The sequence below is a fragment of the Pseudonocardia aurantiaca genome (assembly GCF_039526725.1).
Taxonomy (GTDB): Bacteria; Actinomycetota; Actinomycetes; order Mycobacteriales; family Pseudonocardiaceae; genus Pseudonocardia; species Pseudonocardia aurantiaca.
The window spans coordinates 110,511-134,773 of sequence record NZ_BAAAJG010000008.1 but is presented as its reverse complement, the minus strand read 5'-3'; the positions used below and the strand labels follow the sequence as shown (position 1 = coordinate 134,773).

Annotated in this window: 25 protein-coding genes; 7 read left to right on the top strand and 18 right to left on the bottom strand. The window is 73.0% G+C overall.

Going from position 1 to position 24,263, the window contains the following annotated elements; genetic code table 11:
* Positions 1–329: 329 nt before the first annotated feature.
* Entirely contained in the window at positions 330–2,855 is a 2,526-nt protein-coding gene (locus ABD143_RS10525; RefSeq protein ID WP_343974995.1) for a hypothetical protein, read from the bottom strand.
* Between the two features lie 155 nt (positions 2,856–3,010).
* Positions 3,011–3,676 carry a universal stress protein gene (locus tag ABD143_RS10520; RefSeq protein WP_343974992.1) on the bottom strand — a complete coding sequence of 222 codons (666 nt, stop codon included), beginning with the start codon at positions 3,674–3,676 and terminating at the stop codon, positions 3,011–3,013.
* Between the two features lie 245 nt (positions 3,677–3,921).
* Here ABD143_RS10520 and ABD143_RS10515 point away from each other — a divergent pair, with 245 nt between their 5' ends.
* Positions 3,922–4,758, top strand: coding sequence for an SAM-dependent methyltransferase (locus ABD143_RS10515; protein WP_343974989.1), 837 nt, complete (start codon positions 3,922–3,924; stop codon positions 4,756–4,758).
* A gap of 52 nt (positions 4,759–4,810) precedes the next feature.
* On the opposite strand, the gene ABD143_RS10510 is transcribed toward ABD143_RS10515, so the two are convergent.
* The 3 genes from ABD143_RS10510 to ABD143_RS10500 all read right to left on the bottom strand — a co-directional run bounded on the left by ABD143_RS10510 (position 4,811) and on the right by ABD143_RS10500 (position 7,978).
* Positions 4,811–5,851, bottom strand: a complete 1,041-nt coding sequence (locus tag ABD143_RS10510) for an FAD-dependent oxidoreductase (RefSeq protein WP_343974986.1) — start codon at positions 5,849–5,851, stop codon at positions 4,811–4,813.
* Positions 5,852–5,904: 53 nt separating this feature from the next.
* Positions 5,905–7,032: a DNA alkylation repair protein gene (locus tag ABD143_RS10505; RefSeq protein ID WP_343974983.1), complete on the bottom strand. Its 1,128-nt coding sequence runs from the start codon at positions 7,030–7,032 to the stop codon at positions 5,905–5,907.
* A 67-nt stretch (positions 7,033–7,099) separates the two neighbouring features.
* A complete protein-coding gene (locus ABD143_RS10500) occupies positions 7,100–7,978 on the bottom strand; it encodes an alpha/beta fold hydrolase (protein WP_343974978.1) in 879 nt (292 codons plus the stop codon).
* A gap of 214 nt (positions 7,979–8,192) precedes the next feature.
* Between ABD143_RS10500 and ABD143_RS10495 the strand changes: the two genes are divergently transcribed.
* Positions 8,193–8,537, top strand: a complete 345-nt coding sequence (locus ABD143_RS10495; protein WP_343974975.1) for a TFIIB-type zinc ribbon-containing protein — start codon at positions 8,193–8,195, stop codon at positions 8,535–8,537.
* A 17-nt stretch (positions 8,538–8,554) separates the two neighbouring features.
* Positions 8,555–9,190: a P-loop nucleotide/nucleoside kinase family protein gene (locus tag ABD143_RS10490; RefSeq protein WP_343974972.1), complete on the top strand. Its 636-nt coding sequence runs from the start codon at positions 8,555–8,557 to the stop codon at positions 9,188–9,190.
* Positions 9,191–9,221: 31 nt separating this feature from the next.
* On the opposite strand, the gene ABD143_RS10485 is transcribed toward ABD143_RS10490, so the two are convergent.
* Both ABD143_RS10485 and ABD143_RS10480 read right to left on the bottom strand, forming a co-directional pair.
* Positions 9,222–9,659, bottom strand: coding sequence for an MmcQ/YjbR family DNA-binding protein (locus tag ABD143_RS10485; RefSeq protein ID WP_343974969.1), 438 nt, complete (start codon positions 9,657–9,659; stop codon positions 9,222–9,224).
* A 97-nt stretch (positions 9,660–9,756) separates the two neighbouring features.
* Positions 9,757–10,260, bottom strand: coding sequence for a MarR family winged helix-turn-helix transcriptional regulator (locus tag ABD143_RS10480; protein ID WP_343974966.1), 504 nt, complete (start codon positions 10,258–10,260; stop codon positions 9,757–9,759).
* A gap of 105 nt (positions 10,261–10,365) precedes the next feature.
* On the opposite strand from ABD143_RS10480, the gene ABD143_RS10475 reads away from it, so the two are divergent.
* The 3 genes from ABD143_RS10475 to ABD143_RS10465 all read left to right on the top strand — a co-directional run bounded on the left by ABD143_RS10475 (position 10,366) and on the right by ABD143_RS10465 (position 12,358).
* Positions 10,366–10,746 carry a DoxX family protein gene (locus ABD143_RS10475; RefSeq protein ID WP_343974963.1) on the top strand — a complete coding sequence of 127 codons (381 nt, stop codon included), beginning with the start codon at positions 10,366–10,368 and terminating at the stop codon, positions 10,744–10,746.
* Positions 10,747–10,798: 52 nt separating this feature from the next.
* Positions 10,799–11,365, top strand: coding sequence for an NADPH-dependent FMN reductase (locus ABD143_RS10470; RefSeq protein WP_343974960.1), 567 nt, complete (start codon positions 10,799–10,801; stop codon positions 11,363–11,365).
* Between the two features lie 135 nt (positions 11,366–11,500).
* Complete coding sequence (locus ABD143_RS10465; protein WP_343974957.1) at positions 11,501–12,358, top strand: PhzF family phenazine biosynthesis protein; 858 nt, start codon at positions 11,501–11,503, stop codon at positions 12,356–12,358.
* 58 nt (positions 12,359–12,416) lie between these two features.
* Here ABD143_RS10465 and uxaC read toward each other — a convergent pair whose 3' ends face one another.
* The 8 genes from uxaC to ABD143_RS10425 all read right to left on the bottom strand — a co-directional run bounded on the left by uxaC (position 12,417) and on the right by ABD143_RS10425 (position 21,104).
* Complete coding sequence (gene uxaC, locus ABD143_RS10460) at positions 12,417–13,859, bottom strand: glucuronate isomerase (protein ID WP_343974954.1); 1,443 nt, start codon at positions 13,857–13,859, stop codon at positions 12,417–12,419.
* Positions 13,856–15,010: a Gfo/Idh/MocA family protein gene (locus ABD143_RS10455; protein WP_343974951.1), complete on the bottom strand. Its 1,155-nt coding sequence runs from the start codon at positions 15,008–15,010 to the stop codon at positions 13,856–13,858. Before ABD143_RS10455 ends, uxaC begins: the two co-directional genes overlap by 4 nt.
* Complete coding sequence (locus ABD143_RS10450; RefSeq protein ID WP_343974948.1) at positions 15,007–15,864, bottom strand: sugar phosphate isomerase/epimerase family protein; 858 nt, start codon at positions 15,862–15,864, stop codon at positions 15,007–15,009. Before ABD143_RS10450 ends, ABD143_RS10455 begins: the two co-directional genes overlap by 4 nt.
* On the bottom strand, positions 15,861–16,688 hold the full coding sequence (locus tag ABD143_RS10445) for a sugar phosphate isomerase/epimerase family protein (RefSeq protein WP_343974945.1): 828 nt from the start codon (positions 16,686–16,688) through the stop codon (positions 15,861–15,863). The genes ABD143_RS10450 and ABD143_RS10445 overlap by 4 nt, the downstream gene beginning before the upstream one ends.
* 37 nt (positions 16,689–16,725) lie before the next feature.
* Positions 16,726–17,565, bottom strand: a complete 840-nt coding sequence (locus ABD143_RS10440) for a carbohydrate ABC transporter permease (RefSeq protein ID WP_343974942.1) — start codon at positions 17,563–17,565, stop codon at positions 16,726–16,728.
* Positions 17,566–17,588: 23 nt separating this feature from the next.
* Complete coding sequence (locus ABD143_RS10435) at positions 17,589–18,554, bottom strand: carbohydrate ABC transporter permease (RefSeq protein WP_343974939.1); 966 nt, start codon at positions 18,552–18,554, stop codon at positions 17,589–17,591.
* 21 nt (positions 18,555–18,575) lie between these two features.
* Positions 18,576–19,904 (bottom strand): extracellular solute-binding protein, encoded by a 1,329-nt coding sequence (locus tag ABD143_RS10430; RefSeq protein ID WP_343974936.1) that lies wholly within the window; start codon positions 19,902–19,904, stop codon positions 18,576–18,578.
* Between the two features lie 102 nt (positions 19,905–20,006).
* Positions 20,007–21,104 (bottom strand): LacI family DNA-binding transcriptional regulator, encoded by a 1,098-nt coding sequence (locus ABD143_RS10425; protein ID WP_343974933.1) that lies wholly within the window; start codon positions 21,102–21,104, stop codon positions 20,007–20,009.
* Between the two features lie 138 nt (positions 21,105–21,242).
* Here ABD143_RS10425 and ABD143_RS10420 point away from each other — a divergent pair, with 138 nt between their 5' ends.
* On the top strand, positions 21,243–22,412 hold the full coding sequence (locus tag ABD143_RS10420; protein ID WP_343974930.1) for a methyltransferase: 1,170 nt from the start codon (positions 21,243–21,245) through the stop codon (positions 22,410–22,412).
* Between the two features lie 60 nt (positions 22,413–22,472).
* Here ABD143_RS10420 and ABD143_RS10415 read toward each other — a convergent pair whose 3' ends face one another.
* The 3 genes from ABD143_RS10415 to ABD143_RS10405 form a co-directional block, all read right to left on the bottom strand.
* On the bottom strand, positions 22,473–22,685 hold the full coding sequence (locus tag ABD143_RS10415; protein WP_343974927.1) for a carboxymuconolactone decarboxylase family protein: 213 nt from the start codon (positions 22,683–22,685) through the stop codon (positions 22,473–22,475).
* Positions 22,686–22,969: 284 nt separating this feature from the next.
* The gene (locus tag ABD143_RS10410) at positions 22,970–23,311 is read right to left on the bottom strand and encodes a histone-like nucleoid-structuring protein Lsr2 (protein WP_343974924.1); all 342 of its coding nucleotides are present in this window, start codon (positions 23,309–23,311) and stop codon (positions 22,970–22,972) included.
* A 300-nt stretch (positions 23,312–23,611) separates the two neighbouring features.
* The gene (locus ABD143_RS10405; protein WP_343974921.1) at positions 23,612–24,229 is read right to left on the bottom strand and encodes a GTP cyclohydrolase II; all 618 of its coding nucleotides are present in this window, start codon (positions 24,227–24,229) and stop codon (positions 23,612–23,614) included.
* Between the last annotated feature and the right edge of the window lie 34 nt (positions 24,230–24,263).

Below are 24,263 nucleotides of genomic sequence, written 5' to 3'. Positions count from 1 at the left end.
TCGACGTGGCTTTGACAGCGTTCCGGTGAGGGTCCAAGGGGTCAACCCTCCGAACCCGCGCGGACACGGGTCGTAAAGAGAGCGCGCGAGGGCCGTCCCTGATCCATCCGGAACGTCCTCGTGATCGGACCCCGCAGGGTTACCTTCGACGCATGTCACAGGCGCCGAGCTCCCGGGAGCCTTCCGGACAGGAGGGTGGGGACGCCCCGCCGTCGTGGGCCGGGGCCCCCGGTTTCACCCCGTTCCAGGACGTCGTGATGCCGCATGCCCCGATGCCGGGCGCGCCGCCCTACCCGCCCTCCGTGGCGCCATCACCCGCCGCGCCGCCACTAGAGCCGGCCAGGCGCGGCCTCCCGCTCCGCTCCGGGCTCCTCAGGTGCCGGTGGCGCGGGAGCCGGCGGCGTGGACGGAGCCGCCGTCGCGGGTGCTTCGGGTACCGGCGGGGCCGGAGGTGGGTACCGCAGCCGCATGAGCGCGTCCCCCCACGCCAGGTCGTTCCAGTAGTCCCCGTGCCCGCGCAGCACGTCCACCGGCCTGCGCTGCTGCTCCAGGTCCGGCAGCGGCGGGTCGAGCAGCCGCCAGTCGGGCCCGAACTCGCGGCGGCTGCCGTCCTCCTCCGGACGGTCCACCACGTGCGGCGCGCAGTCGCGGCCGAACCAGTCCGCATCCTCGACCGGCGCGTGCCGCCAGCTCAGCACCGGCCCGGCGAGGCGATCCGTCTCGCGGTAGAGGTTGCGCCACGCGCCGTCGAGGTGCCCGAAGAGCGCTCCGATCGCGCGCTCGTTGACGTAGGCCGGGAAGGCGCGGGAGAACATCACCTGCAGCTGCGAGCCGAACGTCAGCAAGCCGATCCTGTCGAGCAGCCCGCGTTCGGAGCCGGTGAACCGCAGGAGCGCCGCGAACGCGAGCAGGCTGCCCTGGCTGTGCCCGCACAGCACGATGTCGCGGACCGTGGGCGGCCCCGGCGGGATCTCCGCGAGGTGCCGGCGGATGCGGGACTGCAGGTCCGGGACCGCGCGCTGGGAGTAGGCGGGCGGGACGAACGGGTGCACGGCGCGGGGCCAGAACGCGAAGACGTCCCACACCGCGTTGACGTCCCTGCGCGTCGATTCGCCGAGCAGCGCACCCCGCCCGAGCACCACGAGCGCGCTGGCGAGCCCGGTGAGCGTGAGCGTGCCGATCCACAGCACGAGCGCCGTCCCATCGCCGCCGTGGGTCTCGGACTGGCTGACGAGGTCCAGCACGCCCGGGAGCCGTTGCGGCCCCCTGCCCCAGACCTGAGGCCACAGCTCGGCCACCGTGAACACCGAGAGCGCCGCACCGGCGCCGGTGAGGAACGCGAGCGGCCCGATGAGGTGGTTCTTCAGCCGGGCGGTCCACATCGCGAAGGCGATGTGGCCGACCCAGCGCTCGGGCACCCGCAGACCGTCGGGACGGGTGAAGTCGCGCGTCGCCACCGCCTGGAGCGCGTTGCGGTGCGTGTACCACGCGAGGACCCCCACCAGCCCGACGACCGCGATCAGCACGGTGGTGATACCCCACGCGTAGACGACGCGGGAGAACAGTTCGGGCACGCGCACCTCCGTGCCGCCGGTGCTGAGCACCCGCGCGGCGGCCGCGGCGAACGCCGCGGTGAACCCGATGCCGACGAACAGCCCGAGCGCGGTGAGCAGTGTGCAGGCGAAACCGCCTGCATACGGGGCGAAACGGGCGTTCGCACGTGCGGGCGAGCGGCGTTCGGAGCGGAGCACGATCACGTTGGCCAGTGCGAGCACGGCGAGGCCGCCGAGCGCGACTAACAGGGCCGTGTACACGGCCTCGTCGATGCCCGGCCGATGCGCCGACGCGGCCGGGGCGGGCGTCTGGAGCACGACCCGCACGGCCGCGAGCCCGAACGCCACGACGGCCAGCACGGCGAGCACCTGCCCCACCAGCACTGCCCGCTCGTGGAAGGCGTCCTTGAGCCTGCGCAGCAGCTCGGGGCCCACGTCGATGCTCGCCGACTCCTCCGGGTCCCCGAGCAGCACGACGATCAGCACCACTACGACGAGCAGCCCGAGGGTCGCCGCGAACCCCCACGGCGGCACCGCGACGGGTGCGGCGAGGTCGGGCGCGAAACCGAGCACGGCGAGCAGCAGCAGCCCGGCGGCGATGTGCAGCAGCCGCAAGGCCGGCGCGTCGGGGTCGCCACCGAAGAACGCGGGCCGCACCAGGTCGGACGGGAGGTCCCGGTCCCAGAAGTCCCCCGGCATGCCCGCACCGACGGCGCTGCGTGCGTGCCGGCGGGCGCGCCGGGCCTGCTCCACGGTCTTGTCCGTCGGCGGCTGCGGACCTCCGACCAGCCGGGCGCGTCCAAGGAAGTTGCACGTCAGCAGCACGAGCGCCGGTGCGACGAGCGCCGCGAGCGGCACCAGGGCGTACCGGAACTCGTCGCGCGGACCTATCCGCTGCCACGCCCACAGATCCATCGTGATCACGGCGGCGCCGAGCACGATCAGCCCGGTCAGGGCGAGCCCGACCAGCCGCAGCATCGCACCCGCCACCGCGTGTCCGGCCTTGCCCGACGTCGTGGTCGGCGGGTCGAGGGTGAACTGCGCCGCGTTGACCAGCCCGAACGGCATCAGCAGCAGCCAGAGCGCCTGGCTCCATGTGCCGGACGTGAACCGCCCCCAGTGGTAGCCCTCGACGGCCTGCCCGTCCCGGCCGGGGATCTCCGCCCCCCGCTCGTCGACCCGCCGGAAGAGCCGCCCGAACTCATCGCCCGCCACCTGCCGGACGCGGGCGCCGTCCAGCATGCTCTCCGGCGGAGCCCCGCTCACCCCATGGACACGCAGCTCGACCCAGGCGTCGGCCATGTCCGCACCCCCCATCACCCGGTACCCCGTCACCCCGCACCCAGCACTGGCGATCCACCAGGACGCGCAACATCAGGAGCGGAACACGCCGCCGCTGATACCGCGCACCCAGTGGATCATGGCGTGGTCGCGTGCAGCTGACCAGGAAGGGGCCCTCAGGCGGGGCGGGGCGTCAGCAGCACCGGACACGGGGCGTGCTGCAGCGCGCTGCACGCCACCAGGCCGAGCCGGGCCGGGATGCGTCGGCGCAACCCGCCGAGCACCAGCAGGTCGGCGTCGACCCCCTCGCCGACGAGCTCGTAGGGCCGCATCCGGAGCAGCCGGGTCGTCACGGTGCGACCGGGGTGCGTGGCCATGACGCGTGCGGCCGCCTCGGCGAGCACGCGCCTGCCCCTGGCCACGGCCTCGGCGAGACCGACGCTGCGCTCACCGAACGACAGCGGCACGCCGTGGGCGAGCACCAGAGCGGCGTCGAGCTGCTCCGCGGCCGCCGTGGCCTCGGCGAGCACGGACCCGTCGGTGCGCAGGTCGCGGACCGCGGCGACGACGCGCGGGCGCCTCCCGCGAGCCTGGTGGACCGGGGCGCTGCGCTCGACGAGAACACTGCGCTCGACGAGAACAGTGCGGCCGGCCATCGCGACCACGATGCCGATGCAGTCCTCCGCGGTGCCCGCCGCCGGTTGGAGCTGGACCGCACGCCCGGCCCGGCGACACCAGTCGACCACCCAGCCCGGCACGTCCGGCTGTTCGGCGACGACGACGAGGGCATCGCGGTCGGGTGGCGCCTGCCGCGTGACGAGCGCCGAACCGCGCGCGCTCATGGCGATCTCCTCTCGAGGGGACACCGGCGACGGACGACGTCCGCGTCGCGCGCCCACGAGCCTTCCCCTCGGGGGCCGCACGGGCCAGACGTACCGGCGGTCATCACCCGGATGGGCCGTGGGCGCGCCGCGCCGCGCCGGGACGGAGGCCGGAGATCCGGACAGGAAGTGCGTACGGCCGCCCGATCTTGCTCTAGCCTGAGCCTGGATCATTGGGCGGCGACGAGATGAGGGCCGAGAGGCACGTGAGCGATCCAGAAACCTGGCGGCGGCAGTACATGAGCGAACCCGTACAGCTTCCGCCGGAGATCGACACCACCGTACCCTCCGTGGCCCGCGGCTATGACTACGCGCTGGGCGGCAAGAACAACTTCGAGGTCGACCGGGTCGCGGTCGACACCCTCTTCAAGACGTTCCCCGGCGTCAAGGAGCTGGCGCTCGACAACCGCGCGTTCCTGCGCCGCGGCGTGCACTACCTCGTCGCCGAGGCCGGTATCAAGCAGATCATCGACGTCGGATCGGGCCTGCCCAGCGCGGGTAACGTGCACGAGGTCGCACATGCGATCGACCCGTCGGTGCGCGTGCTGTACGTCGACATCGACCCGATCGTGCTCGCACACGCCAGGGCCCTGCTGGCCGAGAACGACACCACCACGGTGATCCAGGCGGACGCCGCGAAGCCTGAGTCGATCCTCGGTGCCACCGAGACGGTGGAGCTGATCGACATGGACAGGCCGTACGCGGTGCTCCTCTCCGGGATCCTGCACCACCTACACGACGAGCAGGACCCTCAGGGCGTCGCGCGCACGTTCCGCGAGGCGCTGCCCTCCGGCGGCTACCTGCTGAACAGCAACTTCCTCGACGACGACGACCAGCGGGCCAGGGACCTCGACCGAGACCTCGCCGTCAGCTTCGGCACGGGCCGGTTCCGTACGTGGGATGAGCACCGGGCCTACTTCGAGGGCCTGGAGATCGTGGACCCGGGTCTGGTCTACGCGAACGACTGGCGCCCCGACGGCCACACCAAGGTCAACAGCCCATGGCACGGTTTCCTCTCGGCGGGCATCGGCCGCAAGCCGTGATACGAGGCCCGTCCCGGCACAGCACCGGGGCGGGCACCGCACCGCCGCATCGTCAGCGGACCAGCGCGTCCCGCATCGCCGGCGTGGAGCCCGCCACGGTCGCCCCGGCCAGCAGCTCGCCGAGCACCGGCGCCAGCTTGAAGAGGTTCTCCCCGTACGCCACGAGCACCGATCCGCTGCGCCGGATCTCGAAGCCGTCGCCCAGCCCGGGGTGCGGGGCACAGTAGAGCCTCCCGACCACCCGCGGCTCCACGTCGAGGTGCTCGCGCGCGTACCGCAGCACGGCTGCCTCCGAGGCGGCGGACGCGGCGTCGCGGCCCACCTCCCACGCGGTCAGGGCCGGGTCGAGCTCGCTGCCGACGGCCCACGTGCCCGGGCCGTTCTGGTGCTGGTAGGTGCCCATCCCGTCAGCCGGCTTGTCGATCCATGCGGGCCACAGCCCCGGCCTGCGCAGCGGGAACGTGAAGCGGACGTGGTGGGCGAGCGTGCCGGGCGTCTCGATCCCCACCTGCGCGGCGAGCGCGGACGTGCCGGCCCCCGCGGCCAGGACGACCGCGTCGTACGAGCCGCTCCCCGCGCCGGTGCGCACGGTGACGCCGCGGGGCCCGGGGTCGAGGGCCTCCACCCGCTCCGCGATCACCGCCTCCCCACCCAGCGCGACGAGGTGGCGCCGCACCGCGTCCACGTCGATCACCCCACCGGAGGGATCGATGAGCGCACCCGCCGGCAGCGTGTGCGCCGGTAGCCGCAAGCGGGCCGGGCCCTCCCCCGCGATCTCGACCGCCGCTCCCGCCTCGGCCATGGCCGCAGCCCACTGCCGCCAGTCGCCGCCGCTCACCACGCACCCGCCCGTGCCGACGAGCGGCGCGCCCGCCTCGGCCGACCACCGCGCGTACCCGGCCTGCGCTACCTGCGCCACCCGCACCAGGTCGGGGGTGGCGTGTGCGAGCCGGAAGATCCGCGACGACCCGGCGGAGCGCTCCGCCATCGGCGCGCCGGAGCGCTCGTAGCAGCTGACCTCGACCCCGCGGCGCAGCAGTGCCGCGGTAGTGGCGAGCCCGACCACCCCCGCGCCGACGACGGCGACCCGCATCCCGCTCCCCTTGTCTTCTTCTCGGCTGTCTCGCGCAGCTGTCTCGTTCGGCCCTACCCGCCGAGCCGCTCGGCGTCGAGCCGGAACGTCGCGCGGCCGTGCCGCACACCGTTGACCTGCAGCTCGATGGCGTGCTCGCCGGGGTAGTGGACGCGTGTGGTGACGGGGGCGAAGGACTGGCGGCGGGTGAACGCCGCGGATCCGCCCGGACCCAGCGTGCGGGTGGCGAGCTTGAAGACCTTCGGCGCGAGCGAGCCGTCGGCCTTGCGAAAGTGCACGACGTAGTCGATCGCGAGCGTGGCGGGCTCGGGCCCGCGGTTCTCCACGGTGGCGTCGAACCACAGCTCGCCCCCGGACGGCACGACGTCGGCGGCGAGCTGCGGCCCGTGCACGACGACCTGCGTGGCGTCGGTGAAGCCGAGCAGCCGCAGCGCCTCGGGGTCGCCGCGCTTGACCAGGGTGCGCAGCGCGTGGCGGACGAGCCGGGAGGTGCGGGGGTCGGCTGGGCCGGCGAGCCACCGGGCCGCGGTGGCGGTGGCCAGCGCCGGGTGGCTGTGGCTCACGTCGTTGAGATGGTTGGCCACTGAGCGGCGCACGGTCTCCGACGGGTCGCGGTGCAGGGCGTCGAGGATCGGGATGGTGGCCTCGGGCCGGTCGAGCAGCTCCCGCACGCGGCGGGCCCAGGGCAGGCGGGGCCGGGTGCCCTCGCTGGCGAGCCTGCGGACGTGCTCGTCGGCGCACCCGGTCCAGGACAGGGCGGCGACGAGCGCGCGGTCGAGGTCGGCAGCCAGGAACGAGCGGATCCCGAACTCCGCGGTGAGCCGTGGGGTCAGCTCGGCGAGCAGCGCGAGCCCGTCGTCGAAGGCCGCGGGCGTGCCGTCGTCGAGCGCGCGGACCGCGACCGCCTCGGTTACGGGCCACGTCATCCAGCCGCTGAAGCCGGGTTCCGCGAGCGCAGCCCGGACCGCGGCGGCGAACGCCGGGTAACCCGGCGGCAGGTCGGCGAGCAGTGCGTCGCGGACGATCCGGACCCGATCGGCGAGCGCCCGCCCGGAGACAGCCGCGGCACCCGACCGCAGCGCGGGCAGCGGCCGCTCCGGCTCAGCGGCGGTGAGGCAGCGCACCAGGTCCTCGACGACCGACGGCGGGAGCAGCGCGTCGGCCGAGGCGCCTCCACTCATCGCCGCAGCATGTCAGGCCGCACCGACATTCCCCGGCATTCCCAGCCCTTCCCCGGGCACCGCCGGCTCAGGCCTCGAACGCGACCGTGAGTGCGGTCTCGATCGCCGCTGCCGTCACGTCCGGGGCCTCCACCGGGCAGAAGTGCCCGATGCCCTCGACGTGTCGCAGCTCGGCGGCGGCGAACCATTCGCCGAGCCGGTCGGCCCACGCCCGCGGGAAGAGGGGGTCGTGCTCCGGCCACAGCACCGTCGCCGGCACGGCGAGAGGTTCCGGCGGCGGTTGCTCGGTGAGCGCGAGCGTGGCCGTGCCCGAACCCGCGCGGTACCAGCCGACCGAGGCGGTGAAGGCCCCGGGTGCGGCGTAGTGGCCGGTGAGGTGGTCGAGCAGCTCCTGCGACGGGCTGAACGCGGGCCCCGACCAGTGCGTCCAGAAATGGCGGAGGTACGACCGCACAGCGTCCGGGCGGCCGTCGAGCAGCTCCTCGGCGAGCGCGAGCCGGTGGAACGACTGGTACCAGTACTCCCGCTGGATGTCCGGCTCGAGCACCCGGCGGCCCGCGCCGGGGACCGGCGGGCTGATCACGAGCGCTGCCACCCGGTCCGGGTGCTCCCGCGCGACGGTCTGGGCGATCCGGCTGCCGATGTCGTAGCCGGCGAGCACCGCCCGGTCCACGCCGAGCTCGTCCATCAGCCCGACGACGCTTCGGGCCTGCCCTGCTGCCGCGTACGCCGCGGGGTCGCAGGCGTGCTTGCCCGACTCGCCGAAGCCGCGCAGGTCAGGGGCGATCACGTCGGCCCTCTGCTGAGCGCCGAGCCGGGCAGTGACGTCGGCGAAGTCGGTGCGGTCGCCGGGCCAGCCGTGCAGCACCACCACGGGCGGCCCGCCGCCGGTGCGGTCGTAGGCGAGGCGGAAACCGTCCACGGGGGCGCTGGTGCCGGTGGTCACCGGCCGACCGTACGCGGGCCGAGGCTAATGCCCGCGCCCGTCGCGCACGCGGTGCCGCCCGGAGCCGCCCGAGCCGGCGTCCTGGAGACCGCGGCGCCGATCGGCATGCCGGCCCATCGGCCATCATTTCCGCCTGCACCAACCGTTCCACATATGCATCGCATGCGCATGCGGCCACGTGCGGCACAGCACGGCGGGCCGGTACGCTTGCTGGGTGATCTGTCCGAAGTGTCAGAGTCGTATGCACACCGTCGAGCGGCGGGGCGTCAGCATCGAGCAGTGCCAGGGGTGCCGGGGGATCTTCCTCGACCGGGGCGAGCTCGAGCAGATCGCCAGCGCCGAGCAGGGCTTCTACGGCGCGCCCACGCCCTACCGCGGGGACTCGCCGCCGCCGTACGGGGCGCGCTCTCACGGCGGGCACTACTCCGACTCCCCCCCGCCCTACGGCGCGCCACAGCACGGAGGCCACTACAACGACTCGCCCCCGCCCTACGGGCACCACGGCGGCCACCACGGCCACAAGCGCCGCAAGGGCTTCCTCGACGAGCTGTTCGGCTGATCGGCCACCCGGCGCCGGTGGACCTGCAGATCTGCGTCGGCTGCGGCACCCGCTTCGCGCCACCGGTGGTCGCGCCCGACGGCCCGGTGCTGGTCTGCGCCGCGTGTGGCCACCGGCAGCCGTTCCGCCGGCTGCCGCTCTTCTCCCTCACGGGGCCGAGCGGCACCGGCAAGTCCACCGTCGCGCGCCTGCTTGCCGATGAGCTCGACGGCCTGGCCGTCGTCGTCGAGCAGGACGTGCTCTGGACGGCCGGGCTCCAGGACCCGGCCGACGACTTCGGGCGGTTCCGCTCCACGTGGCTCCGGATGGCCGCGATGATCCACCAGAGCGGGCGCCCGGTCGTGCTGGTCGGGACGGTGGTTCCGGCCCAGCTCGAGCGCCGCCCGGAGCGGGCGTTCGTCGGCGACGTCCACTACCTCGCGCTCGTGTGCGACTCCGAGGTGCTGGCGCCGCGGCTGCGCGCCCGCCCGGCCTGGCGGGGCTGGGACGGGGAGCGCATCGCGGAGACGCTGGAGTTCAACGACTGGCTCCGCCGCAGCGCGGGGGCCCTCGACCCGCCGGTCGAGCTGCTCGACACCACCGCGCGACCACTGGAGGAAACCGTCCGCGCGGTCGCGGAGTGGGTACGCGCCCGCCTGCCACGCGCCGACTGAGCGCTCGCTCCCGCGGCGCCGACGTCCGCGGTCAGCCCTGCGGGCGGTCGACCAGTTCCACGAGCTTTCGCGGCGCCAGCACGCAGTAGCTCTCGGTCAGCAGCTCGGCCACCTCGGTCCAGTCCGGGTCGCCACCGTCCTCGGGACCGTCGTCGAGGAGCATGCCGACCAGTCCGGGCGCCCACATCGGGCGGAAGAACGGATGGCCGCTGCTGCCGAGCACGTCCAGCTCGGGGCCGGCCGACCGGAACGTCAGCACGTTGCACGGCCCGCCCGTGCCGGCAGCCCGGGCGTACGCGGGCGGCCACCCGGCGTCGACCCTGAGGACGTGGGCGAAGTTCTTCCTGCGCACGCACCAGCGCGTCCCCACCCAGGCCCGCTCCTCGTAGGTCTCCGGCAGGCCGAGGCACACCGCCCGCAGCCGCTCGACGATCCAGGGCGGCACGTCCACGGTCACCGGCGCGGTCACCGGCTCTCCCCTCGCTCGACGCCCGAGGCTACCGCCGACCACTCCCGAGCAGCCCCGAAGGGCACGGCGAGCACCGGGAGCGGCCCCGGGGCTCGGCTCAGCCCGAGTACCGCCGCTCGCGTATCACGAACCGCTCCCCGTCGCAGGAGAGCAGGAGCGCCGAGATTTCACCGAGCTGCCGTAGCTGGTCCTCGTTCAGCACGTCGATGACGAGGCGCCGGACCGACTCGACGTGCGCCGGTGCGCTCTCACGGATCTTGTCCAGCCCGGCGTCGGTGAGCGTGGCGAGGGTGATGCGGCCGTCCTCGGGGCACGGGTGGCGCCGCACCCAGCCGCGGCGCTCCAGCTTTGCGACGGCGTGCGAGAGCCGGGAGAGCGAGCCGTTGGCGAGCACCGCGAGGTCGCTCATGCGCAAGGTGCGATCGGGCGCCTCGGAGAGCCCCGCGAGCACGAGGTAGGTGAAGAACGACAGCCCGGCCTCCCGTTGCAGCTCGGCGTCCAGGGCGCTGTGCAGCTTCAGCAGCATCCCGCTGAACCGCATCCAGGACAGCAGCTCGGAACCGCTCAACCAGCGCGGCTCGGACTCCTCGTTGGACGTCACAACGCCCAGCCTACCGGCTGACTTGAGTATTCAAGTGAAAGTGCTACGGTGGTCCCACGAGTTGACTTGAAATCTCAAGCCAACCCACTCTCGTTGGGAGCAGCTGTGGAGATCACGTTGTGGATCGTGCAGGGCCTCCTGGCCCTGGCCTTCCTCGGTGCAGGCGGCATGAAGCTGGTGACGCCGCGCAAGCGGCTGATCGACAGCGGAAGCGGCATGGCATGGGTGAACGACTTCTCCGAGCCGGCCGTGAAGGCGATCGCGGCAGCCGAGGTGCTCGGGGCCCTCGGTCTCGTCCTGCCCGGGGCCCTCGGCGTGGCGACCGTGCTGACGCCCCTGGCCGGGATCGGCCTGTTCCTGATCATGGTCGGCGCCGTCGTCACCCACATCCGCCGCGGCGAGAACGCCGCGGTCACACCGCCGCTGGTGCTCGGCCTGCTCGCGCTGGCCGTCGCCGTGGCGCGATTCGGCCCCTACCCCCTCTGACCCCTACCCGCCCTCCCCTACCCGACAGAATTCGCACGCCGAGGAGCACCGCATGACCAGGATCGCGATCATCATCGGAAGCACCCGCCCGGGCCGCAACGGCGAAGCCGTCGCCCACTGGGTGTTCGACATCGCGAAGCAGCGCGACGACGCCGAGTACGAACTCGTCGACATCGCCGACTACCACCTCCCCCACCTCGACGAAGCGATGCCGCCCTCGCTCGGGCAGTACGCCCACCCCCACACGAAGGCCTGGGCCGCCACCATCGCCTCCTTCGACGGCTTCGTCTTCGTCACCCCTGAGTACAACCACTCCACCTCCGGCGCCCTCAAGAACGCCATCGACTTCCTTTTCGCCGAGTGGAACAACAAGGCAGCGGGTTTCGTGAGCTACGGGGCCGTCGGCGGGGCCCGCGCCGTGGAGCACCTGCGCCTGGTCATGGGCGAGCTGATGGTCGCCGACGTCCGCAACCAGGTAGCGCTCTCCCTGCACACCGACTTCGAGAACTACTCGCGGTTCACCCCCGCCCCGCACCAGATCGAGGCCGTGGGTGCCGTGCTGGACCAGGTCGTTGCGTGGAGCACGGCACTGGCGGCGCTCCGCGTCCAGGCCGCCTGACGCGGGGTCACACCTCCGGCGCGACGGCCTCGGCCCTCTGTTTGACTGCCTGGTCTCCTGGCAGCCCGCCGCAGCAGTCCACCGGCCGGGGACTGGCCATGGCCCGCCGCCTGATCAATCACGATGCTGGGGGACATGACAGGTGACGTGATCACACCCGCCCGCCGGTACCCCTTCGCAGAGGTTGACGTCTTCGCCGCCGGGCCGTTCTCCGGCAACCCGCTGGCGGTCGTGCTCGATGCCGACGGGCTGAGCACGGAGGAGATGCAGCGCTTCGCGAACTGGACGAACTTCTCGGAGACCACGTTCCTGCTGCCCCCGACGGTGCCGGGCGCCGACTACAAGGTCCGGATCTTCACCCCCAGCGAGGAGCTCCCCTTCGCCGGGCACCCGACGCTGGGCTCGTGCCACACCTGGCTCCAGGCGAACCCCGGTCACGGGGGCGGTTCCGTCGTGCAGGAGTGCGGGGCCGGGCTGGTCACGGTGCGCAGGGGCGAGGACGGGTCGCTCGCCTTCGCCGCCCCGCCACTGATCCGTGACGAGCCGGCGAACGACGAGCTGCAGGAGGAGCTCGCCGGTGTCCTGGGCATCGAGCGGGCGGCGATCCGCGAGGCCCGGTGGACCGACAACGGGCCGGGCTGGGTGTCGGTCCTGCTCGACTCGGCGCAGGCCGTGCTCGACGTGACACCCGGCGACTCCGAGCGCAAGATCGGGGTGGTCGGCCCCTACCCGCCGGGCTCGCCGCACGCCGTCGAGGTCAGGGCGTTCTTCTCGGCGGGCCGCTCGCTCACGGAGGACCCGGTGACCGGCAGCCTCAACGCCGGCCTCGCGCAGTGGCTGCTCGGTTCCGGACACCTGACGGCGCCCTACCTCGCGCACCAGGGCACGGCGCTGGGCCGGGACGGGCAGGTGCGGATCGACCGCGACGCCGACGGCACGATCTGGGTCGGCGGCACCTCCGTCACCCGGGTGCGGGGCGAGGTCACCGCCTGACGACTCGCACGCACTTACACCCCGACTCGCGCGCATTCAGGCCCCGACTCGCACGCACTTACACCCCGACTCGCGCGGTGGGCAGCTTGAACACCCGCCGGGGCTGGTCGGTCACCAGGGCCACCGCCGTATCGAGGGCCTCGTCCTCGTCCATGCGGTGCTCGGCCACCAGCCCCGCGAGGAACCCGCAGTCGAGCCGCCGGGACATGTCGTGGCGCGCGGGGATGGAGCAGAACGCCCTGGTGTCGTCGATGAAGCCGGACGTGCGGGAGAACCCGGCGGTCTCGGTGACCGCGGCGCGGAAGCGCCGGATCGCGTCGGGGGCGTCGAGGAACCACCACGGCGCCCCCGCGTAGACCGCCGGGTAGAAGCCCGCGAGCGGGGCGATCTCCCGGGAGAAGACGGTCTCGTCGAGGGTGAACAGCACCAGGTGCAACGCGGGGTGCGTGCCGAACCGCTCCAGGAGCGGCTGCAGCGCCTGCGTGAACTCCACCCGGAGCGGGATGTCGTGCCCGGTGTCCGGGCCGAACACAGCGCCGGTCGGCGGGTGGTGGCCCCGGGCGACGCCCGGGTGCAGCGTCATCACCAGCCCGTCCTCCGTGGACATCCGCGCCATCTCCAGCAGCATGTGCCTGCGCAGCGCGGTGCACGCTGCGGCGTCCGCGGTGCCGACGAGCGCGGCCGCGTAGATTCGCTCGGCGTCGGCGGGGTCGAGCGGATCGGTGCGGACGTCGGCGTGGCTGTGGTCCGCCGAGGTAGCCCCGTGCGCACGGAAGTACTCGCGGCGCCGCTCCATCGCCGCGACCCACCCCACGTACGTGCCGGTCCCCACCCCGGCGACGGCGCCGAGGCGCTCCACGAGCCCGGCCCACCCGGAGCCCGCCGGTTCGAGGTAGCGGTCGGGCCGGAAGGTCGGCACCACCCGGCCCTGCCAGGTGGGGTCGGCGGCCAGCGCTGCGTGGGCGGCGAGGTCGTCGGCCGGGTCGTCGGTGGTGGCGAGCACCTCGATGCCGAACCGCTCGAACAGCGCCCGCGGTCGGTAGGTGTCCTTCGCGAGCCGTTCGGCGATCAGTTCGTAGATCGCGTCCGCGGTCGCCGCCGACGGCCGCACGTCCACGTCGAACAGCTCGGCGAGCTCCGCGTCGAGCCAGTAGCGGACCGGCGTGCCCCGGAACACCGGCCAGTGCGCGCACAGCAGCCGCCACGCCGCCCGGGCGTCCGCCTCATCGAGCGGGCCGCGGCCCACCCCGAGCGCGTCGAGCGGCACGCCGCTCGCGTGCAGCAGCCGCGTCACGTAGTGGTCCGGGGCGACCAGCAGCGACGCGGGGTCACGGAACGGCTCGTCGGCGAGCAGCACCGCGGCGTCCACGTGCCCGTGCGGGGAGATGATCGGCAGGTCTCGCACGGCGTCGTAGAGGCGCCGCGCGATCGTCCGGACGCCGGGATCGGCGGGCAGCAGCCGGTCGGGATGCAGGCGCAGGGCGGGTGCCTCCTCCGTCACGGAGCCGTCCGGGCCCGGTCGAGGACGTCCGCCACGCGGACCGCTCCCCCAGTGCGGACCGACTCGTACACCGCCTGCACGGTGGCCAGGGCGAGCATGGCGTCGTCGATCGTGACGCCGGGGCGCCGCCCGGTGCGGATCGCGTCGAGGACGTCGCGGTACTGCCTGCGGTGCGCCACCACCATCCGGCTGGTGCCGGGCGCGACGTCCTGCTCGGGCTCCTCCCCCAGCACGGCCGCGGACTGGTTCTCCCTGCCGTTCCCGGCGGCCGCCGGGCCCGCTCCCGCGTCACCCGCCGCCACCGCCTCGGCCAGCTCGCGGCTGTGGAAGTAGGCCAGCTCGTCGTCGTCGATCACCGCGGACCCGGCGTCGCCCATGACATGCAGCCGGACGGTCAGGCCGGGGTAGGCGGCCGTCGTCGCGTGCAGCGTGGCGAGGGCACCCGACTCGAACCGCACGACCGCGGCGACCGTGTCCTCCACCTCGATGCGCTCGTGCGCGAGCAGCGCCGTGTGCGCCGTGACGTCCACCGGACGGCCGAGGAACCACAGCAGCAGGTCGACCGTGTGCACACCCTGGTTCATCACGGCGCCGCCGCCGTCGAGCTCCCAGGTGCCCCGCCAGTCGCCCGAGTCGTAGTACTCCTGGCTGCGCCACCAGGAGACCGTGGCGACCCCGGAGGTGATCCGGCCGAACCGGCCCGCTGCGACGGCCTCGTGCACGGCCACGCTCGCCGGGTCGAAGCGGTGCTGGCTGATCACACTCGCGACCGTGCCGGGCGGGGCGGCAGCCACCGCGGCGGCGATCGGGGCGGCCGCCGCGACGCTCACGTCCAGCGGCTTCTCCACCACGAGGTGCCGCCCCGATTCGAGCACGGGCAACGACACCTGGGCGTGGAGCCCGCTGGGCACACACACGGCCACCGCGTCCACGTCGTCGCGGGCAAGCGCCTCCTCCAGCGATGTCGTGACCGGCGGCGCCACGACGCCCACGGTCCCGGACAGGTGCTCGGCGAGCTTCTCCGCCGCCGAACGGTCGACGTCGACGAGCACGGTGACGGCGCTGTCCTCGCCGGTGGCGAGAACCTCGGCGTGCACCCGCCCGATCACTCCGCAGCCCACGACCGCGAAGCGCACCGGAGTCCGAGTCATGCCGACACCCCCGCACGGTCCGCAGCCCGCAGGTACTCCAGCCCCGCCGCCGTCCGCTCGGCAAGCGGGCGGGCGGTGGTGAAGTCCTCCAGCGTGACCCAGCCCGGGTAGCCGATCTCACGCAGAATTCGCAGGTACCCGGGGATGTCCGCCTGCCCCGCGGGCAGCTCCGCCCACTCGTGCACCCAGTCGGTGGTCCCGTCGTCGCGCTGCCCGGCGGGCCGCCACGCCGCGTTCTTCACGTGGACGTGCGCGAGGAAGTCGCCGAGCATCTCCAACCCGGCGCGCGGCTCCTCCCAGCCCTCGATGACGAGGTTGCCGATGTCGTGGATCACGCCGACCGCCGCCGGATCCAGCCCGTCGAGCAGCCGCAGAGCCGCCGAGGAGCTGGAGACGATCGTCTGGTGGTGCAGCTCCACCAGCACCTTGACGCCGTGGTGGGCGGCCCGCACGGCGACGTCGGCGAAGCAGCGGCGGGCGTGCTCGAACAGCTCCGGGTAGGGCGCCTCCCCCAGCGCCGGCGTGCGCACCCGCAGACGTCCGGCCCCGAGCGCCGCCGTCGCCGCGAGCAGCCGCTCGACGTCCTCGGTCTCGTCGCAGCGCGCGTAGCCGCCGACGGCGGAGATCTCCAGGCCGGCCGCTCGGCTGATCTCCGCGATGCGCGGCACGTCCTGCTCCAGCGTGGCGAGCGGCCAGGTACAGCGGTTCCCGGCCCAGAACCCCGGCTCGGCTGCTGCGGCCTGGTCGACCACCCGCCACTCGACGCCGTCCCAGCCCTGGTCGGCGAGGTGCGTGACGGCCTCCTCCGGGGTCCAGTCCGGCAGGGAGGCGGTGAAGAGCGCGAACCTCGTCACCGGTAGCTCACCCCGACCCGGTCCAGGATGGCGGTGAACGCGCGGGTAGCCCGGCCGAACAGCTCCTCGCCGGAGAAGCCGCCGAACGTCTCGCCCAGCGCGAGGTGCGGTTCCATCGAGCAGAACCCCTCGTACCCGTCGGCGACCAGCGCCCGCACGGTCTGCTCCACCTCCCCGTCCCCCTCACCGGCCGGCACTACCGTGCCGTCGGCCGCCAGCGCGTCCTTGACCTGCAGATAGTCGGTGTACGGGCGCAGCGCCGCGTACCCCTCCGAGTAGGGCTTCACCCCGACCTGCACGAAGTTCGCCGGGTCCCACGCCAGCCGCAGGTTCGGCGACCCCACCGACTCGACGATGTCGAGGCAGCGCTGCGGGACGTCGCCGTAGATCGCCTTCTCGTTCTCGTGCAGCAGCACCACGTCGTGCCCGCGCGCCACCTCGGCGAGCGCGGTCATCCGGCGCAGCACCTCGTCGCGGTGGGCTGCTGGATCGTCGCCGTCGGGGATGAAGAAGGAGAAGATCCGGATGTAGGGCGCCTGCAGCACCTCCGCCACGTGCACCGCCCGCCGCATCCGCACCAGGTGGGCGTCGAAGTCGTCGAGCACGCCGATCTTGCCGATCGGCGACCCCACCGACGACACGCCGATGCCCGCCGTCTCCAGGGTGCTGCGCACGGTCTCTAGCTGAGTGTCGTCCAGGTCGAGCACGTTGACGCTCCACGCGCTGCGGAACTCGGCGTAGCGGATGCCCAGGTCGGTCAGCACCCGGCACTGCACGTCGAGATCGGGTGAGATCTCGTCGGCGAAGCCGGAGAGAGTCCACATTCCGGAGTACTCCTTCTGTTGCCATCCACTTTGACTGCTATCCCTTGACCCCGCCGGAGGTAAGTCCCCCGACGAGGTAGCGCTGGAACACGAGATAGAGCACGACCACGGGCACGGCGCAGACCACGGACGCGCCCATGAGCTGGCCGTAGAGCGGGATCGCCCCGCCCTCCTGCGACTGCGCGAACGCGCTCAGCTGCATCGCGGCAGTGCGGGTCTGGGGGCTGGAGAGGATGCTCGCGAACAGCACGTCGTTCCAGCCCAGCAGGAACGAGAAGATCGTCGCCACCACCATGCCGGGGAACGCGAGCGGCACGACGATCCGCCACAGCACCCCGAACCGGGTCAGCCCGTCGATCAGCCCCGCCTCCTCCAGGGAGAGCGGGATCGTGCGCAGGTAGGTCACCATCACCCAGGTCGCGAACGGCAGCGCGAACGTCAGGTAGGTGATCACCATGCCGGTGCGCGTGCCGACGAGCTGGATGCCCAGGTAGGAGTCCACCGAGAAGAACACGACGAAGAGCGGCAGGAGCAGGAGGGCGCTCGGGATCGTCTGCAGGCCGAGCAGCGAGCGCAGGAACGACCGCCTGCCCACGAACGTGAACCGCACGAGGCAGTACGCCGTGCCCACGGCGAACGCCGTGGCGAGCACCGCGGCGGACAGCGAGACGACGAGGCTGTTCGCGAGCCCGTTCGCCAGCTGGAGCGTGGACCACAGCTCCACGTAGTTTCCGAAGGCGAGCTCGTCCGGGAAGAGGTCGCCGCTCGCGACGGCGACGTCCGGGCTGACCGAGCTGATCAGCATGAACGCCACGGGTGCCAGCGCGAACGCGCACAGCAGCACGACCGAGACGACCTGCAGGGGCCGCGGCAGCATCCGCTGCCGAATACTCGACCGGCTCACCGCTCTTCCCCCGTGCCCGATTCCAGCCGCACCGCCCGCAGATAGAGGATCGCCGGGATCACCAGCACGACCAGCGCGAGGATCGACATCGCGGCGCCCAGCCCGAACCGGAACGTCTGGAAGGAGGTCGTGTAGATGTTCAGCGGCAGCACGTTCACCTCGGTGGGTGCGGGCGAGCCGAACAGCACGAACGGCAGCGTGAAGTTGTTGAAGTGGTGCAAGGTCGAGAGCAGCAGCGCGAGCGTCAGCGGCCCGCGCAGCTGCGGGAGCACCACGAACCGCAGCTTCTGCCACCAGTTGGTGCCGTCCACGGCCGCGGCCTCGTAGACGTCCTGCGGGATCGTCTGCAGGCCGGCGAGCGTCATCAGGTAGACGAACGCCCACGCCGCCCAGGTGTCCACCAGCACCAGGCTCCAGAACGCCATCGGCCCGATGAGCCAGTTGCCGCCCTCGACCCCGACCACGCCCAACATCGAGTTCAGCGCGCCGTCCGGCTGCAGGATCAGACGCCACACCACGGCTGTGACGAAGGACGGGATGACGTACGGGATGAGGTAGACCGAGCGCACGATCGCCCGCCCGCGGAACGGGTCGTGCACCGTCAGCGCGGCGAGGATGCCGATGGGAGCGATCACCACGGTCGTGAGCACCGAGAACGCTGTGCTGACCCAGATCGAGTGCAGCAGCCCGCCCGTCTGCAGGGCCTCCAGGTAGTTCGCGAAGCCGATGAACGGGGCGCCGAGCCAGTCGCGCAGCGTGAACTGGTCGAGGTCGACCAGCCCGATCCAGACCGCCAGCGCCAGCGGCACCACGACGACCAGGAGGAGGAGCGCCGCGCCGGGCGCCATGAGCCACAGCGGCCGTCCGCTGATGTGGCCGGGCCGCCCGCCCCGCGCCGGTGCGCGCGGTGGGCCACCGGCCGGGGCCTTGACATGCGCCCCGGCCGCCGTCACATCGGTCACGTCGGTCATCTCGACCAGGCCTCAGTTGGGCCGCTGCCGGTCCAGCGACCGCTGCACGGTCGCGTCGGCCTCGGCCAGCAGGCGCGCGACCGCGGCCGGGTCGTACGTCCGGTTCGCCAAGCCCGACAGGCTCTGCGTCACGACGTTCGTGAGCCCGATCTGCACGTCGCCCCACGCTCCGGTGAAGCTCGTGGGGGTGGCGGTCTCCTCGGCGTCGATGAACGCCTGCACCTGCGGGTCGTCCTTTGCGAGCGTCGCGGCCGCCGCCTGGTTGGCGGGGATGTCGCCGAAGACCTCGTGGTAGTGCGCCTGTTCCTCCTCGCCCGTCACCAACTCGATGTAGCGCAGCGCAAGGTGCTTGTTGTCCGAGTACTGCGTGATCGCCATGTCGTTGCCGGACACGATCGTCCCGGCGGCGATCCCGCCCGCCGGCACCGCCGTCTGCCCGAACGGCACGGTCGGCATCGGCGCGAAGGCGTACTTGCCGTCGACGGCGGAGCCCTTCAGCGCCGGCACGGCGGTCGGGGTGACCATCGCCAGCATCCCGGCCTGCCCGTTCGCAAACGCCGCGAGCGCCTGGGGCGCCTTCCACGAGATGGAGTCGGGGCTCGCGATGCCGTGCTCGGTGACGAGGCCGAAGTACTGCGCCACGGCATCCTGCACGGCGGGGCTGTCCAGCTCGGACGTGCGCAGGTCGTCGCTGACCAGCCGCCCGCCACTCTGCAGCGCGAACGTCCAGATGTACTTCCAGGGGTCGAAGCCGTCGGAGTAGTCCAGCGCCGCTCCGTAGACGCCCTGGTCGGGCCGGTTGAGCGCCCGCGCGGTCGCCACGAACTCGTCCCACGTCCGCGGGGGCCCGGCGATCCCGGCCTGGGCGAACATCTCGGTGTTGTAGACCAGGCCGAACGGGCGCATCGACATCGGGACGCCGATCTGGTTCTGCGCGTCCGGGCCGGACATCGCGAGCTGCGGGGCGAAGAACCGCTCCCGGCCGCCGACCGCGGCCCAGTCCTCGTCGGTCAGCACCTCGAAGGCGCCGGTCGAGTACGCGACCGGCACGAGCGTCGTCCCGACCACGAAGACGTCCGGCCCCGTGCTGCTGACGACCGACGTCTGGATCTTGGTCTGCTCGTCGGCCGCACTCGCCATCGTCTCGAAGACGAGGTCGGCGCCGGTCGCCGCCTTGAACTTCTCCGCGATCCGCTGCTGCCAGACACGCTGCTCCTCAGGGAACTGGCCCGCGACGACCTCGGCGACGTGGAGCGTGCGCCCCGCGCCGCTGGTAGTGCCCCCCGGATCGGACGAGCCTCCGCAGGCGGCAGTGGCGAGGAGGGCGGTCGCAAGCGCCACTGCGGTTGCGATTCGAACGGCGAGACGAGAACGGCGAACCATCGGCGTGTCCCCTCGGTCCGGGTGAAGCCCGCCGGCGGCGTTGCCGACGTTCCGGGGAACCTATTCAGCTGATCGGCTGCGGACCAGGAGTTGCCATGAGTTGCCCCGCGCGGTCCCGGCTCGCGCGGCCGGGTGCCCGGGCATCCGACTGCTCGGGCCGGTGGATCCGCGCACGACCAGCCGCGTCGGCAGCACGAACGGCTGCCCGGTGTGGGTGGGCGCGCCCTCGACCATGGCGAGCAGGTGCCGGATGGCCTCCGCACCTTCGGTGTGCAGCGGCGCCGCCACGGTCGTCAGCCCGGGCGTCACGAGCTCGGCGGCGAGGATGTTGTCGAAGCCGACCACGCTCACGTCGCCGGGCACGCGCACGCCCATCCCCAGCAGGCCGCGGACGACACCGATGGCGAGCAGGTCGTTGTACGCGATCACCGCGGACGTCGGCTGTGCCGCGAAGGTCGCCGCCGCCAGCACGCCGCCGTCGACGTCGGGCGGGAAGGGGCCGATCCGGCGAGCGGCGAGGTGCAGCCCGGCGGCCGCGTCGCGCAGCGAGCGCCAGCGCATGCCGTCAGCCCACGACGCCGCCGGGCCCGCCACGTAGGTGATGCGGTCGTGCCCCAGCTCGCCGAGGTGCTCGGCGGCGCGCCGCAGCCCGCGCGCGTAGTCGGGCATCACACACGGGACGTCCGGGATCGACCGGTTCAGCACCACCACGGGCTTCTGCTTGGACATCATGCGGATGGCCGAGTCGGACATGCGCGTGGCGGCGAGCACCACCCCGTCGACGCTGGGCAGCGACCGCTCGATCGCGGCCCGCTCCTGCCGGTCGTCCTCCTGCGCGTCGGCGAGCAGCAACACGTACCCGCGCTCCGCGGCGGCCTCCTGGGCTCCGCGGACGATCGCCGCGAACACCGGGTTCGCGATGTCGGCGACGACCAGCGCGATCATGCGCGTCGGCGCGCCCGGCACGGCGCGGGCGAGCGGGCTCGTGCGGTAGCCGAGCGTCACGGCGATCTCCCGGATGCGCTCCGCGGTGCCGGCCTTGACCCGCCCCGGCCGGGAGAAGGCCCGCGAGACAGTGGACGGTGCGACCCCCGCCGCCCGGGCCACGTCGTAGATCGTGACCGGTCGGGAGGCGTCGGCGCCCCCGTCCTGCACCATCCGGACACCTTATCGCCGCTTGCGACGGATCGCCGTGCGTGCGACGGGGGAGATCGGCTGCGTCATGGCGGGGCTGGAACGATCGGCAGGACGCCCGGAACAGGAACCCCGGCACCGCGGAGAGAAGGACAGCACCTGATGGCAGACGCGACGCCCGCCGCCCGGGTGCTCGTCCGCTGCGTGCACGGGCTGGAGTGGCTGTGCGCCGACGAGATCGGCGCGGCGCTGCCCGCGGCCGGCCGGCTGGAGCTGGCCCGCCGGGAGATCACCCTGGAGCTGCCGGTCCTCGACGCGGCGCTTCTCGCTCTGCGCACCGCGGACGACGCCTTCGTCGAGGTCGGGCAGGTCGGCGGGGCGGGCACCACGAAGGACTCCGTGCCCGGCTTCGCCAGGGCGATCGCCGCGCTGCCGTGGGCCGACCGCGTGGCAGGCGTGCGCCGGCTGCGGCCCGTGCCGGCCGCGCCCCTGGTCGACGTGGTGACGACCATCGAGGGCCGGCGCAGCTACAACCGGTTCGCGGTGGAGAACGCCGTGGGCGCGCACTTGGCGCCGCTGGTCGGGGGCACGTACCTGCGCCGCACGGCGGCAGGCCGCGACGAGGGCACCCCCGACCTCACGGTGCGGATTTTCGTCCGGGGCGACACCGCCGTCGCCACCCTGCGGGTCGGCGCCGCACCGCTGCACCGGCGCGCGTACAAGCAGGACACCGGGCCCGGCACACTCCACCCGCCCGCGGCAGCGGCACTGGCCCGGCTCGCCGGGCCGGTATCCCGCGTGCTCGACCCGTTCTGCGGGGACGGGACGATCGCGATCGAGGCTGCACTCGCCAATCCCGGCGCCCTGGTCCGCGCAAGCGACGCCGACCCGGCGCGGGTGCGCAACGCCGAGGCCAACGCGGAGCGAGCGCGGGTGGCGGTGGAGTTCTCGCGGGCCGACGCCGCCGTAGCGGGCCGGGACGCCGGCGCCGCTGCCGACGCAGTGGTCACCAACCCGCCGTGGAACCTCGCGGTCGACGGCGCGGGGAGCGTGCGGGAGTCGCTCGGCCCGTTCTGGCGCCGGGTCCCCGAGCTGCTGATTCCCGGCGGGCGGCTCGTCGCGCTCACGGAGGCCGGCCTGGAGGTCCCGGACGCCCTTCGCCATGCCGGCTTCGCGGTCGGGCTCGCCACCCGCATCCGCATCGCCGGGCGGGTGGCACACGTCGTGGTGGCGGCTCCCCCGGGGCACCCGGCCCCGGACCTACCGGCGGGGGCGGCCCGGTGGCGGGACCGCGCCGTCGCCACGGGCGTCACCACCCGCTCGGGGTTCTAGGCGGTTGAAGAAGTTGGTGGTCGCGATCCAGAGGATCAGCGCCGTCATCCCCTTCTCGTCCTAACCTGAATAGGACGCTGCCTCGTCCCAGACGTCGTCCGGCACTGCGTCGGCCCGCTGCCGGTCACTGATCCGCGTGACGTACTCGGCCAGTGCCAGTGCGGCCCGTTCGGCCTCGGAGAAGTACGGGGCTTCCCGCCATGCCGCCACCGACCACAGCCGCTCTTCGGTCTCGCCCGACTTCTTCGCGTTCCGTCCCCCGAGTCGACGCACGCGCTGCGGCCGTTGATCCGGCTCGCCCGCAAGTGCACGAGCTCGAGGGTGCGCGGGGATACGCTGCCTTTGTAGGCCGCCTTCACCGGACCGTGAATGGCGTCGAGGCGCCGGGCAGCACCATCGCGGGGTTCTCCATCCGGGCTTCCATCCGGGCTTCCATGATGTCTCCAACCGCTCGGACCGGCCCGCGCATCGGCGCCGGCCGCATCGGATCGACATCTCCCTGACGGATCGCGCCCCGCAGATGTGACCGCCCCCCGGGAACGGGGGGCGGACGACCGTCAGCGGCTCTGGTGGTAGGCCTCGAGCACGGTGGCCGGGATCCGGCCGCGCTCCGAGATCTTCATCCCCTGCTGCTGGGCCCATTCGCGGATCGCCTGATTCTGCTCCCGGTCGACCACGGGCCGGGCGGCCGCTGCGGAACCGGTGGAACGGCGACGGCCGCCGCCACCGGCCCGGCGGGCCGCGGCCACGAACGGAGCGAGCGCCTCACGCAGTTTCTTGCTGTTGGAGGCAGAGAGGTCGATCTCGTAGGACTTTCCGTCCACTCCGAACTCGACCTGCTCCTCGGCCTCACCGCCGTCGAGGTCGTCGACCAGTGTGACAATTGTCTGCTTCGCCATGTCGAGCCTTCCGAGCTGCGTTCCGGGCCGCACATCCGAGGACGGCTCCCGAACCGGGGGACCATTTCGGGCGGGAGCATAGCAACCTGTCGACCGGGGGTGTCGAGCGGAAGCGCGATCGGTGTGTCAGGGTTCCACAGTTCCCAATCGGCGAGACGGTGCATATTCGGTATGTGGGGCAGCCGATGAACGTGGGGCAGCCGATGAACGCAGTTCCGCTCGGGGCCCGCCGCGCCCGAGATCGACGTCAGCGGGCTTTCCCTGGCAGTGCTTCCCGACGACGTCGATCTCGCGGTTTGTTCAAGGTCGCGCGGAGTCCAGGTGCGGCAGGTCGTGGCCGAGGCGGTCCCGCTTGGCCGTCAGGTACCGCACGTTGTGCTCGTCCACCGGCTCGAGCAGCGGCACCCGCCCGACCACGGCGATGCCGTGCGCGGTGAGGGCGTCGACCTTGTCCGGGTTGTTCGACAGAAGCCGGACCGACCGGACCCCGAGATAGGCGAGCACCCGCGCTGCGGGGCGGAAGTCGCGGATATCCACCGGCAACCCGAGCGCGGTGGCGGAGTCGACGGTGTCGAGCCCCTGCTCGTCCTGCAGCACATGCGTGCGCGTCTTCGCGACGAGCCCGATCCCGCGGCCCTCGTGCCCACGCAGGTACACAAGCACACCGGCACCCTCGGCGACGATCGCGTCGAGCGCCGAACCGAGCTGTGCACCGCATTCGCATCGCAGCGCACCGAATACGTCGCCGGTGAGGCACTCGGAGTGCACGCGTACCAACACGTCGCCCCCCGGTTCGCCCAGCACGAGCGCGAGATGCTCGTGGCCGTCGGGCCGGTCCCGGAAGGCGACGGCCCGGAAGGGGCCGTGCCTCGTCACCAGCTCCGACTCAGCGACGTCGGCGAGTAGGTCGTCCTGCATCTCCGTTGCCCCTCTCGTGCCTGCTCGGGTGGCG